General features: G+C 46.0%; 2 protein-coding genes and 1 pseudogene. 2 read left to right on the forward strand and 1 reads right to left on the reverse strand.

Annotated features, from left to right (window positions below; translation table 11 throughout):
- Positions 1-3: 3 nt before the first annotated feature.
- Positions 4-769: pseudogene (locus tag IPI59_02775) on the reverse strand (IS5 family transposase).
- A gap of 149 nt (positions 770-918) precedes the next feature.
- Between IPI59_02775 and IPI59_02780 the strand changes: the two are divergent.
- Positions 919-1,299, forward strand: a complete 381-nt coding sequence (locus IPI59_02780; protein ID MBK7526488.1) for an N-acetyltransferase — start codon at positions 919-921, stop codon at positions 1,297-1,299.
- Positions 1,300-1,998: 699 nt separating this feature from the next.
- Positions 1,999-15,510 carry a choice-of-anchor L domain-containing protein gene (locus IPI59_02785; protein ID MBK7526489.1) on the forward strand — a complete coding sequence of 4,504 codons (13,512 nt, stop codon included), beginning with the start codon at positions 1,999-2,001 and terminating at the stop codon, positions 15,508-15,510.
- Positions 15,511-15,661 lie beyond the last annotated feature (151 nt).

The raw sequence follows: 15,661 nt of genomic DNA on the forward strand, positions 1-15,661 counted from the left end.
ATTTTATTTTCTAATTCTATTAAGCATCAATTTTATCATGGCAAGTTGGATCATTGTCTGGCTCGTTTCGGTTTGGAACTCAAAGTCTTTACTCAATCTTCGATAGCTTTCGAGCCATGCAAAAGTTCTTTCAACAATCCATCTTTTTGGCAATACTTCGAATTTCGAGGCTGTATTCGATCTACTTACAACCTCAACCACCCACCCAAACGTTTTGCGGGTATTTTCAATTAACTCGCCTCTATACCCGCCATCAGCTACTATCTTTACCAATCTGCAAAACCTGCCTCTGAGGTCAGCTATAACCATTGGGGCTGATTTACTGTCATGCTCATTTGCCGCATGAACCACAACCGCTAAAAAGTAGTCCTATTGTATCGACAACAATATGCCGCTTTCTCCCTTTAACTTGTTTACCCCCGTCCATCCCTCCGCAAAAGCCTCCGACGCTCGGTGCCTTTACCCTCTGGCTATCAATTATACCAACACTTGGCGATGAAGCCCTGCCTGCTTGCTTTCGAGTCTTATCCTGAGTATTTCATGGATGAGTTCTATCGTCCCATCCTTCTTCCACTTGGTAAAATAGTAGTAAACAAGCTTCCATGACGGAAAATGGAACGGCAGCATGCGCCATTGAGCCAGTTTTAAGCAAATAGAACAGCGCATTAAAAATTTCTCTTAAACTGTGTTTTCGTTTCCGTTTGTCGTCTAAAATGCCTAATATTGCACTCCATTGACTATCGGTGAGACTGCTTGGGTAGGTTTTCATTTTACTTTATGTGTTTGATTTTCATAAAGCTATGAATTATTATTTAAACGTCAAACTGATAGTCTTTTATTCACATCTCTTTTAATAACTTTTTTCCTATCAATTTTTAGGACTGGCATGCCAATTTTTAATTTTTAGACAGTCTCTCAATTGTTGCAACCCAAAACAATAAAATTGTAGGGCATATCTTATTGACCAAAATATTGATAAAAGACAGCAACGGAAACCTATTTGAGAGTTTAGGACTTGCCCCAATGGCGGTAAGCCCTGAGTGCCAAAAAAGTGGAATTGGCGGGCAACTTGTAAAAAAAGGGCTTGAACTGGCAAAGCGCTTAAAATTTAAGTCGGTAGTGGTGTTGGGGCACGAACATTATTATCCAAAATTTGGATTTGAACCCGCCAACAAATGGAATATTAAAGCGCCGTTCGATGTGCCGTCAAACTTTTTTATGGCCATTGAATTAGAAAAAGACGGGCTTAAAAATGTAGCAGGAACGGTAATTTACCCAAAAGAATTTGAAATGGTGTAATAAAGCCCGCCCTAAAGACAAGCTTATTTCTTTGCCAACACCATTTGGGGGTACTACCAATATTGAATCCCCCAAACAACCCGAAACGTTATTAAGTTTTTTTCAAGCAACCCAACTACTTATAATATCGTATTTACTAAGTGGATTTGGGTTGCAATTTTATGTGTATTATTTTATATTAAATAAAATTAATATTATTTGTAAATAATAATTTATCCGGATGATTTGTTGACTATTTTTAGCAATATGTTTTGCCAAAACCAACCATTTTTTAACAGGATTTTTACCTTATGTCTTCAACTTTACCAATTATTGTTAAAACATTTACAAATTGTAAGTTGAAGTTTATAAAATTAATTCTACCTTTAGCGCAAAATCGCACCTATATAACTGCATTTATCTAATATTCCGTACTCAACACACAGCCATTTAACAATAGTTTATATTAATTGATTTCTATGGCGTAAAATTTACATTATTCAATTGTAATTTAGAGGAAATTTTTAAACAAGCGGCTAATTTGTATTAGTAAGCTTTTACTCGTACATTAAGCAAATCAAGTAATATAATGTAAATTTGTGAATTAAAAAAAAGAGAACTGTGTGTTGGTTTGGGTTTTATTAGTATTTAAGTGATAGCTACTCCATAGAGATTGTATTTGTAAGTTTATTTTATTGAACGCTTATATACAATATCGCTATGGTAAAAAATATTACCCATGCCCTAATAACTATCACCCTACTTTTAATAGTTATTTCTCAACAAAAACTTAAGGCACAGCTAACTGCAAGTTCTAGTACCTACTCCACTTCGCAATTAGTGCAAACCATACTGCTAAACGGTTCTGACTGTGTTACGGCAACAAATATAACTTATACCGGAGCCACCGCCGCACGCGGGTACTTTACCGGAGGCAGTGCGCCAATAGGTATTGCAAGTGGTGTAATTTTGGCTTCGGGCAATTGCAGCAATGCCAACGGGCCTAACAACAACGAAGGTACTGGCACAGATTTAGGGCTTGGCGGTGACGCCGACCTTGACCTGCTACAAACCAGCTCGTACCCCACCTACGATGCCGCTATTCTTTCTTTTGATTTTGTACCCACGCAAGACGTAGCTACTTTTAACTACGTTTTTGGCTCTGAAGAATATTGCGAGTGGGCACCAAGTAGTTTTAGCGATGTATTTGGCTTTTTTATCTCCGGACCCGGCATATCCGGGCCCTATTCCGGAGGTGCAGTAAACATCGCCTTATTGCCCGATGGCACTACTGCCGTTTCAATTAACAATGTAAATCAAAATACAAACACCTCCTATTTTGTAGGCAACGCAGGTTCGTGTCCAAGCAATGCAGGGCTAAACGTAGAGTACGACGGCGTTACCGTTGTGCTAACGGCTACAACACCCACTTTAACGCCCTGCCAAACCTACCATATTAAATTAGCCATATCCGACTGCTCAGACCATATACTTGACTCGGGTGTATTTTTAGAAGAAGGCAGTTTCGATGCAGGTACGGGTTTTGATGTAAATGCAGGTGTAAACGGCAATACCAGTATCAACCTTATGTACGAAGGCTGCGATGACGGCTTTTTTACCTTTCTCCGCGAAGATTCCTCCGATTTAAGCCAACCTTTAACAATAACCGGTATAACTATTTCGGGTACGGCAACCCCCGGAACCGACTGCAACACTATACCCACCTCCATTACCATACCCGCCGGGCAAAGCTCGTACACCCTTTTTATAGATGCCTATTTAGACGGCTTAACCGAAGGTATTGAATCAATTACCTTAACTATTCCATCGGGCTGCCCGTGTAACCCCACCACTATTACAAAAACCTTGCTAATAAAAGACGCAACAGAATTAGACATTACCTTAACAGCAACACCAAATCCCGTTTGCCCCGGCGATACCGTTACCCTTACTGCCACCGTAACGGGTGGTGCCGGCATAGCTACCGATAAAGTGCTTTCGTGGAGTACAGGTGCCGGCAACGTAAACCCACTTGTAGTGTACCCCAATACCACTACCACCTACACCGTAACCGTAACCGACCTTTGCGATAATACTGCTACGGCTTCTGTTACCGTAGATGTAAATGACGACCCCACTCCGGTAAACATCATTGACCCCGGACCCATGTGTAAAAACGATGCCCCCATTGACCTCGATGCCGATGTTCCGGGCGGTACATGGTCGGGGTCGGGTATCATTGATGCCAATACCGGAATGTTTGACCCCAACGTGGCAACCTCCCCATATACCGTAACTTACACGTATTTTAACGACTGCGACATAGAGTCAGAAGACGATTTAACCCTTGTCATATATAATTTACCCACCGCCAATTTTGCGGGCAATAATACCATTTGTGATGCTCCCGGCGCTACATCTTCACTTACTATTAATCTAACCGGAACTGCTCCATGGACACTAACTTATACTAAACCCGATGGCACAACTGCAACCATAACCATAGCAACCTCGCCATACGTGCTTGTAGTGGATGCCCCCGGCACTTATACCATCAACACCGTAACTGATGCCAACCCTTGTACCAATACCAGCAACAGTACCGGCGTAATTACGCTGACTGATATTACCGTTACCGTTACAAGTACCGACCCACTTTGTAATAATGGCAGCACCGGGCAGGCAACTGCAAACCCAAGCAACGGCACCTCGCCCTATACTTATGTGTGGTCAACGGGTGGCACCACGCAAACAATTAGCGGCTTATCGGCAGGCACATACACGGTAACCGTAACCGATTATAAAGGCTGCACCGAAACCGGCACTGTAACCCTAACCAATCCGCCTGTACCCGAAACACCAGACGTTGATGATATAGAAGCCTGCCAAGGCGATGTTTTAAGCAATATAGACGCAAACTTACCCTATTCAGGCACCGCGCAGTGGTTTGAAAATGATCCATCCGGAGGAGCATCGGCCATTTTTACCGGCAATTCATTTGACCCCAATCCCTACGTTGATACCGATACGCCAGGAACTTATGATTTTTGGGTCATAGGTCAAAACTCCAATAACTGCTACAGCCTTGCCGATGTATTTACAATAACCATTATACCCGCCCCCACCGTACAGACAAATGATGCTGAAATATGTATTGGCGAGTCAATTCCTATTACCAACCTAAATGGCGGCGGTAGCGGTACGTATGATTGGTTCACAGCTCCGCCACCAGGCGGCAGCCCCGTAACAGGCAACGTAAGCCCCACCTCAACAACTACTTATTATGCGGTGTTTACCGATTCCGGAACTGGCTGCACGGCGGTTGGAGATGCAACAATTACGGTAAATCAACTACCCACCCCTTCAATAAACGTTCCCGGATTGTTATGTAACGGCGGCACAATAAATTTAACAGCTTCGGGCGGTGTAACCTATATATGGTCAACCGGCGAAACAACCAACCCTATTACCGTTAATGCCCCCGGCACCTACAGCGTAACCGTAACCGATGCAAACGGATGCCAAAACGAAACAACCGCCGATGTTGAATTAGACGACATAGACGCTACCATTTCTAAAACAGATATTTTATGCCCCGGCGGAACCGGCAGTGCTACAGTTACTACCACCGGCGGCACATCGCCAATTACTTATACCTGGAACCCCAACGTAAGCAGCACCAACACAGCATTCGGATTGCCTGCAGGCACCTACAACGTAACGGTAACAGACTTATACGGCTGTACAGTCGAGCTAAGCGCCGATGTACTCGACTTGTCTATACCAATCGATATGAATCCAACAGCGGAAGATGTGCTTTGTAATGGCGATGCAACTGGCTCCATTAATTTAAATTTAACCGGAGGCGTAACACCTGTAACAATTGTATGGTCTGGACCCACCTCAATACCAAACAACGAGCAAAACCCAACCAATTTATTAGCCGGAGTTTATACCGCCTTAGCAATTGATGCAAATGGCTGCCAAGAATCTGTTGTTATTGTAATCAACCAGCCCCCTCCATTAATTGTAACCACCTCAAGCACCCCCGCCTTATGCTTTGGCGAAGATGGCACGGCAACAGTATCGGTTTCGGGCGGCACTCCCGGATACAGTTATTTGTGGTCAAACGGTGCTACAACCGCCGTAATTACTGCCCCCGCCGGCGCTTATAACGTAACGGTAACAGATGCCAATAACTGCACCGAAACCGGCAACGTTGTTATAAACCAACCCTCGTTACTTCAAATATTACCCCCAACAACTGTTCCCGAAAATTGCGACCAAGCAAACGGTAGCATTTCAACAGGTGCTGTGGGCGGCACACCCGGCTATACCTACACATGGAACCCGAGCGTAAGCTCCGGACCAAATGCATCGGGTTTGTCTGCCGGAACGTATAGTATCACTGTTACAGACATGAACGGCTGCTCAGACTCAACCACAGCAGTAATAGACGAAATACCTGGCCCCGACCTCATAGAAACCTTTGTTACCGATGCAATTTGCAACGAGGCAAATGGGCAAATTCAAGTCAATGTAAGCGGCGGCACCCCCCCATATACCTATACATGGTCTATACCGGGGCAAACCGGCCCTGTTGCCTTTGGGTTGGCAGCAGGTGTTTATAGTGTTACCGTAACCGATATGTACGGCTGCCCCATAGAAGCCATTGCCACCATCAATAACTTAGGTGCCCCCGTTATTGACAGTATTGACGTAACCCCCGATATTTGTGGAAAAGGCATTGGCGCATTTACCGTTTATGCAAGTGGCGGCACTCCACCGCTAACTTACACCTTTAACGCCAGCAACCCAGACGGCGACAATACCGTAGAAAATCTATTCACCGGAACTTACACTATACAAATAACAGATGCAATGGGTTGCATAGTAGCTGAGGTTGTTACCATTGACGAAATTCCAGGACCAACTATTATTGGTGTTTTAACGAACGGCGCACACTGTGGGCAACCCGACGGTAATGCAACCGTAACGGTAGTAGGCGGCACCCCGCCATACACCTACACATGGTCAAACGACCCAAGCGAAACCACCAATACCTCTACCAATATTCTTCCGGGCAATTATGGCGTTATGGTTACAGATGCCAATGGCTGTATTGCAACTATGCCATTTACAATAATAGATTATCCGGCACCAAAAATTTCTGTTCAAACAAGTGCTAATTTCTGCGACCAAAACAACGGAACGGCAACCGTTATATTCGACCCCTCCGGAAATACCGACCCAACAACAATAGATATTAACTGGTCGCACGACCCAACCCTCGATAGTCCATTTGCTTCCGGATTAGACGATGGCTTTTATTCGGTAACTGTTACCGATACCTGGGGCTGTGGCGATACTGCCGACTTTGAAATTGTTGCCGTTCCACCGCCCGATATTACCGCAGTAGTGCTTACAAACGACATGTGTACACAAAATGATGGAAAAATAGAAATCACAGTCGAAGGGGGACTATTCCCATACACCTATACATGGTCGCCAATTTCGGCCTTTGGCAATGTATTATCCGGAATAACCGCAGGCGTGTATAGCGTTACCGTAACTGACGCTGCCGGATGTACCGTAACCGCAACCTACGAAATTTTTGACTCACCAAAACCCGAAATCACCGTAACAACCACTGATGCTCACTGCGGGCAAAGTGATGGCTCAATTCAAGTGTCAGTAACAGGCGGCACTGCCCCACTTACCTTTAAATGGTCGCACGACCCAACCCTTAACGCTGCCGATGCCATTAACTTAAAATCGGGTTTATATGCTGTAACTGTTACAGATGCCAACGGCTGCAAAGACCAAACAATCATCACTTTAAACGATATACCAGGCCCAACTGTATCCCTACAAAGCAGCACAAACACCACCTGTAGCGAAGCCAATGGCGCACTTAGTGTTACTGCTTCGGGTGGCACGCCCCCCTACTCCTATGCGTGGGCTGATGATGCAACAATTACTACACCCGACCGCAATAATTTAATGGCAGGAAGCTATACTGTTACGGTTACCGATGCTTTTGGCTGCCAAGTTGTTGCTACCTATACCCTAACCGACACCCCGCCCCCAACTGCCAGTGTAACCACTAATCAATCGAGTTGTGGGCAAAGCGACGGCTCGGCGACGGCTTCGGGCGCAGGCGGCAAAACACCATATACCTACGTTTGGTCAACAGGGGCAACGGGCAACACCTTGTCGGGTGTACCTGCAGGCTCGTACAGCGTAACCGTTACAGATGCCAATGGCTGCGAAGCAGTTGCAACTGCCGACATATCTGACCAGGATGCTCCCACATTAAGCATTGTAAGCACCACTAATTCTACCTGCGGCAATGCAAATGGAACTGCTGAAGTGGCAGCTACTGGCGGTGCTGCACCTTTAACAATTAATTGGTCTAATGGCAATACGGGCAATACTGCATCCGGATTATTAGCCGGCACTTACAGTGTAACCGTAACCGATGCCAATGGCTGCAAAGATGTGGTTTCTATTACGATAGATGATATTCCCGGACCTACTTTAGCCGTTACCGAAACAATTAATGCCAACTGTGGGCAAAGCAATGGTTCTGGAACCGTTACCGCAACAGGCGGCACTGGCGCACTTACCTACACATGGTCGCCAAATGTATCCTCCGGAAATCAGGCTGTTAATATCCCTGCGGGCAATTATGCAGTTACCGTTACCGATGCCAATGGCTGCACAGCCTCTGCTAATTTTACCATTAATGACTTGCCAGGGCCAACTCTAAACTTGGTTAGCACCGCCGATGCCGGCTGCGCCACTGCCGATGGCAGCGCAACCGTAAACGGACAAGGAGGCACCCCCCCATTAACCTATACATGGAGCCACGATACTACCCTAAACAGCACAACAGCCAGCAATATTGCTTCGGGCAGTTATAGCGTAACCGTAACCGACAGCAAAGGCTGTAAAGCCGAACTTAGCCTTACCATTGGCACATTGCCCCCGCCAACCATAGACGGTATAGCCGTAACCCCCGCAACCTGCGGCAACAACAACGGCACCGCAAACGTAACTTATTCGGGCGGCAATCCCCCTTATACCTTATCATGGTCGCAAGATGCCGCACTTAACAGTACCACCGCATCCGGATTAGCCGAAGGTTCGTACAGCGTAACACTGACAGACGGTAAAGGCTGTGTAGTTTCGGCCAATTTTACAATAGAACAACAATTAGGTCCACAAATTAGCTTAGTGGCAAAAACCGACCCAACTTGCTCGCTTAACAACGGAACAATAGAAGTAACAACCACCGGGGGCACAGGAGCAATAACATTAAGTTGGTTGCCAAATACCACCGAAACCCAATCAAAAGCAACAGATTTGGCTCCGGGCAATTACGTTATAACAGCTACCGATGTCAATGGATGCAAGTCTTCTATTAATGTAGCGTTAATCGACTTAAAGGGACCAACGGCAACCTTTACAACAACAGATGCCCATTGTGGCAAAGCCGATGGCAGTATAAATGTACAGGTGTCTGGCGGCACAGCACCGCTTACCTATAATTGGTCTGATGCGGCATTAAGCGGCACAAATATAGTCTCAATATTGGCAGGGGCATACAGCTTAACTATTACAGACGCAAATGGCTGCACCTTTAACCTTGACATGACTGTAAACGACATTCCCGGACCCACTATTTCCGCCGGCCCAACCACCCAAGCTAATTGCGGTCTAAGCGACGGCTCGGCAAGTGTTATAGCATCGGGAGGAACAGGAGGATTAACTTATACATGGTTGCCTAATGTATCTAACAGCGATTTGGCTAATAATGTTCCATCGGGTTTATACCAGGTAACCGTTACCGACCAGGCCGGATGTACTGCAACCGTTGAGGTTGAAGTAACCGATAAAGATGCTCCAAGTATTGTACTGATTAATACCACTCCCGAAATATGCGGTCAGTTAAATGGTAGTATTACCGTTGATGCATCGGGTGGCTCAGGTGGCTTTGTTTACTCATGGTCGCACGATGCGGGTTTAGACAGCCCAACGGCTACTAACTTAGCTTCCGGAACATACAGCGTAACGGTTACCGACAGCAAAGGCTGTAAAGATGCACTAAGCGCAACAATAGACGTTGTTGCCGGACCATCGGTAGTTTTAAATGGCACAATACCCGATAACTGCGGGCAAGGTATTGGAAGCATTAATATAAGTGCTTCAGGCGGCACCGGAATTTATACCTACGCATGGAGCCATGACGCTGCCCTTAACAGCCCCGATGCCAATAATTTAACATCGGGCAGCTATACCGTTACCATTACCGACTCAAACAATTGCCAGACAACCCTTACCGCAGATGTAGGCTTAATAGACGGGCCATTATTGGCAATTCTTGATGTGCAGCCAGCCCACTGTTTCCAAAGCGATGGTTCGGCACAGGTTGAGGCAACGGGCGGCATTACCCCATATTCTTATACCTGGTCGCATGATGGTTCGTTAAACAGCCCATTAGCAAATGGCTTAATGACGGGGGCATACACTGTTACCCTTACCGATGCTGCTGGTTGCATAGCCGTTGTTGACTTAGCGGTTGATAATTTAGATGGGCCTACACTTGCCTTGGTTGATTTAGTAAACGAAACCTGTACAGCCCAAAATGGCAAAATAGAGGTAGAGGCATTTGGAGGAAACGGGCCACTCACCTTTAACTGGTCGCCAGTGCCCAACAGTGGCACAACCTTAAATAATATTGGTGCCGGAACTTATACCGCTACCGTTACCGACGATTTTGGTTGCATGGAATCGGCAAGTTTTGATGTGTTCGATACACCTGGGCCAACCTTGAGTTTGGTAAAAACCACCGATGCACACTGTGGAAATCCAGATGGTTTAATGAAAGTAAGCGCTACGGGAGGTAAAGCTCCGCTTAAATTCGCATGGTCGCACGATGCAAACCTAAATGCCAGCGATGCCTTAAATATTAAATCCGGAAACTATACCGTAACTGTTACCGATGCCAACGGCTGCACTGCTGTTTTATCCGGAATTATAAACGATATACCGGGTCCAATTATCAGCCTTGTAAACATAGTAAACGAAACATGCAGCAATAAAAACGGATCTATTGAAATAAGCGTCAGCGGTGGCACATCTCCGTACAACTATCAATGGTCAGATGATTTGTTGATAAACAGCCCAAACCGAATCGGATTAAAAGCCGGAAGCTATACCGTAACCGTAACCGATGCCGGCGGCTGTATTACAAGTGCAAGTTACAGTATAGCCGATGCCCCCGCCCCGGTTGTTTCAATAACAACCACACAATCGAGTTGTGGACAAGCTGATGGAACAGCGAACGCTTCGGTAAGTGGGGGTGCATCGCCCTATACCTATAACTGGTCGAGTGGGGGAAGTTCAGCAAACCTATCCGGATTAAAAGCTGGCTCTTACCAAGTTACCGTAACCGATGCCAATGGTTGCCAAACAATCGGCAATGCCTCTATAAGCGATTTGAACGCGCCCATTCTAACAGTTATCAGCATAAATGCAACGACCTGCGGCAATTCTAATGGATCGGCAGAGGTGAATGCAACAGGTGGAACCGGCACTCTGACTATTGTTTGGAGTAATGGAACACAAGGCAACAACTTAAATAATGTAGCCGCAGGAACTTATAATGTAGAAGTTACCGATGCCAACGGTTGTAAAGCTGCAGCAAGTGTAACCATAGATGATATTGCCGGCCCCGATTTAACACTAACCGGATTAAGTAAAGCTGCCTGCGGACAAGCTAACGGTTCGGCTACCCTTACCGCCACCGGAGGAACATCTCCATTTACTTATGATTGGCTACCAAATGTCAGCGCTACAAATTCCTCAAATTCTCTGGCAAAAGGCGATTATAGCGTTACCATAACCGATGCCAATAGTTGCACCGATATTGTTAATTTTACGATAGAAGAAGATAACCCACCTGTACTTACTCCAACAGGTACAACCCCCGCCGGATGTGCCACCGCCGACGGCTCGGCAAGTGTTGATGTAAGCGGCGGCACCCCTCCATTAACCCTGTCGTGGTCGCACGATGCTATGCTAAACAGCACTACTGCCAATAATATTGCCGCCGGCGACTATACCGTTACCGTTACAGACAGCAAAGGTTGTACGGCTACTGTTACCCAAACAGTTGGTGTATTAGATGCGCCTGTTATTGATGGTGTAGCAGTAACTCCGGCAATCTGCGGCAACGACAATGGCACAGCTATCGTAACTTATTCGGGTGGAACTGCGCCATTTACGTTAAGTTGGTCGCAAGATGCGGGCTTAAACGCCACTACTGCCTCCGGATTAGCCGAAGGCGCTTATAGCGTAACACTAACCGATGGTAAAGGTTGTATTGTTACTGCCAACTTTAATATCGAGCAGCAATTAGGGCCACAAATAAGTTTAGTAAACAAAACCGACCCTACTTGCTCGGTCAATAATGGAGCAATAGAAATTGCCGTAACCGGTGGCACTGGCACCGTAAACTTAGCTTGGTTGCCAAATGTTAGTGCTACAACTACTGCTAATAATATTGCCCCCGGCACCTACCTTATTACCGCTACCGATGCTAATAATTGCACGGCTACAATATCTGTTACGATTACAGACCAACCCGGACCAACTGCTACATTTAGCGCCACTGATGCACATTGTGGCAATGCCGATGGCAGTATAACAATAACCACAACAGGAGGAACTGCTCCTTTGAACTACACATGGTCAGATGCGAAACTTGCTGGAAATAACCCAATAGATGTATTGGCAGGCAATTACACCGTAACCGTATCAGATGCGAATAATTGCCAAACAGTGCTTAACGTGGTTATTAACGATATTGCCGGCCCAACCATTGCAATAGACAATACCACACCAGCGAGTTGCGGACAAAGTGACGGCTCGGCAAGTGTTGATGTAAGCGGCGGCACCCCTCCATTAACCCTGTCGTGGTCGCACGATGCTATGCTAAACAGCACTACTGCCAATAATATTGCCGCCGGCGACTATACCGTAACCGTTACAGACAGCAAGGGTTGTACTGCCTCGGTAACTCTAACCGTTGGCATGTTAGATGCGCCTGTTATTGATGGTGTAGCAGTAACTCCGGCAATCTGCGGCAACGACAATGGCACAGCTATCGTAACTTATTCGGGTGGAACTGCGCCATTTACGTTGAGTTGGTCGCAAGATGCGGGCTTAAACGCCACTACTGCCTCCGGATTAGCCGAAGGCGCCTATAGCGTAACGCTAACCGATGCTAAAGGTTGTATTGTTACTGCCAACTTTAATATCGAGCAGCAATTAGGGCCACAAATAAGTTTAGTAAACAAAACCGACCCTACTTGCTCGGTCAATAATGGAGCAATAGAAATTGCTGTAACCGGTGGCACTGGCACCGTAAACTTAGCTTGGTTGCCAAATGTTAGTGCTACAACTACTGCTAATAATATTGCCCCCGGCACCTACCTTATTACCGCTACTGATGCTAATAATTGCACGGCTACAATATCTGTTACGATTACAGACCAACCCGGACCAACTGCTACATTTAGCGCCACTGATGCACATTGTGGCAAGGCCGATGGCAGTATAACAATAACCACAACAGGAGGAACTGCTCCTTTGAGCTACACATGGTCAGATGCGAAACTTGCTGGAAATAATCCAATAAATGTATTAGCAGGCAATTACACCGTAACCGTATCAGATGCGAATAATTGCCAAACAGTGCTTAACGTGGTTATTAACGATATTGCCGGCCCAACAGTTGCAATAGACAATACTACACTGGCGAGTTGCGGACAAAGTGACGGCTCGGCGAAAGTACTTGCCTCGGGTGGCACGGGCGCGCTTACCTATACCTGGACACCCAATGTTTCTACAACAGATGAAGCACTAAATATTCCATCGGGGGTTTACGTTGTAAAAGTAACAGACCAAGCTGGGTGCACAGCCGAAATAACCTTAGAAGTTACCGACAAAGATGCGCCTACCGTTTCTGTTATAAGTACAAGTCCCGATATTTGCAACCAACTGTTGGGAAGTATAACTGTTGAGGCAACCGGCGGCGCGGGTGGCTTTACATATTCTTGGAGCCAAGATGCAACGCTTAACAGTACAACGGCAAACGGTTTAGCCCAAGGCACTTATTTTGTTACCGTAACCGATAGCAAAGGCTGTAAAGATGCCGTAAGTGCCAACGTAGGCTTTGTTGAAGGCCCAAATATTGTATGGGGTGCTACAAGCGACGATTATTGCGCACAAGGCTTAGGAACAATGAATGCCGTTGCTAATGGCGGAACAGGTGCTTACACCTATGGCTGGTCGCACGATGCACTTTTGAATAATCCGGATGCTGCCAATTTGTTAGCAGGCACTTACAATGTTACTGTTACCGATGCCAATGGCTGTACTGCCGCAATATCCGGAAGTATTAACGATATACCGGGCCCAAGTCTCGCCCCCGAAAAAATTACCCCTGCTACCTGCAATCAAAGCGATGGCGATGCCAGTGTTATAGCCACGGGGGGCAACGGCAGTTTAACCTACTCGTGGAGCCATGACCTAAGCCTAAACAGCAATTATGCCAACAATTTAGCACAGGGTGTTTATACCGTAACCGTAACCGACAGCAAAGGCTGTTGGGCAACAACTACCGTAAATGTTCCGAACGCATCGGGTCCCTCGCTCGACAATATAACGGCAACACCTGCCACCTGCGGCACAAACGAAGGTACGGCAACTGTAACAGTAACCGGCGGCACGCTACCGCTAACCTATATATGGAACACCACCCCTGCGCAAACAACAGCTACCGCTACAGGGCTGGCACCCGGAACCTACACGGTAAGCGCAACAGATGCCACAGGTTGCCAACTTATTGCAACCGTTATTGTTGAAGGCATAACACCTGACTTTACTTTAACCTGCGGCATGATAACTGAAACCAGTATAGAATTTAAGTGGACTGCTGTTTCGGGCGCAATAGATTTTCAGGTTTCAATAGATGGTGCGCCGGCCTTTACCTTGCCCGCCACAACCCTTAACTACATCGTATCGGGGTTGGCAGTTAATACTACCGTTTCGTGCACCGTAACCGCTACCATGCCAAGCACCTGCGAAGCAGGCAATACACATACCGTTGAATGTACTACCAACCCTTGCCCACCGCTAACGCTCGATATTACCGGATGGAAAGCCGAATACTGCAATACCGATGAGGTGGCACAGTTTGTAGGCTTACCCGCAGGCGGTACTTTTAGTGGGCCGGGCGTTAGCCCATCCGGATTATTTGACCCGGCAATGGCAGGTCCCGGAACGCATACTATTGTTTACGATTATATCAGTCCGTTAAATTGTCCTTACGGCACCTCAATTACGCTTACCGTTTACGAAACACCTACTGCTATGTTTGCCGATGTACCAATTATTTGCTTGGGCGATGTTGTTTCTTTTGAATTTACAGGCACTGCTGCTGCCGATGCTACTTATAACTGGAATATTGCAGGGCAAAATTACACCGGACAAGGCCCCCACAACGTAACCCCTAACGAAGCAGGAACACTTCCGGTAAGCCTGACAGTTGATGTGCATGGTTGTTCCAACTCGTATGATGCTACCTTTAGCGTATCGGATGCAAGTGTTAAAACCATAAACGATACTACTATTTACTACGGCGAACAAGTTATACTAAACACCGTAGGCGCATCTGTTTTAGAGGGTGAACTAAGTTTTGAGTGGGATAATGACTTAGAAACCCCCAAACATCCGCTAATACCACTTTCAGAAAGTATTGCCGGAAGTACAGAGCAAAGCCCTGTTATTACGCCAAGTGCAACAGGTGTTTACTATGTTTTGATGGAAGACGAATACGGTTGTAAAGCGGCTGATACCGTTAAAATTACCGTGCTGCTTACCAATACCGTAATTGTTCCAAATGCTTTTTCGCCAAACAACGATGGCCTAAATGATATATTCCACTTAAACGGATACAATATAGATAAAGTAGATTTGTTTATTTACGACCGTTGGGGGAATAAAAAATTTGAAGCCTTGCAAATTCCATACACCGATGGCTGGGATGGTTATTACAAGGGGGGTCATTGCCCATTAGCTGTTTATGTTTATCATGCAGTTGTGTATTTTTATGATGGCACAACCGAAAAACGCAAGGGCAATGTTACTTTAATCAGGTAGCTTTAAATTGGTTTGCCAACATAAAAAAGCGCAGTACTGACTAGGAGTGGTATTGCGCTTTTTTATATTTGGTGGCTTAATGGACATTTTTTAGGCTAAAAACCTCCGAAAGCATTACTATTATGGTAGTGTCTAAAAAAGTGTGTAAAGT

The sequence above is a fragment of the Sphingobacteriales bacterium genome (genome assembly GCA_016706405.1).
Classification (GTDB): Bacteria; Bacteroidota; Bacteroidia; order Chitinophagales; family UBA2359; genus BJ6.

Excerpts from the sequence above, each read along its gene's own strand:
- IPI59_02785 (MBK7526489.1), top strand. The coding sequence starts at position 1,999 with ATGGTAAAAAATATTACCCATGCCCTAATAACTATCACCCTACTTTTA.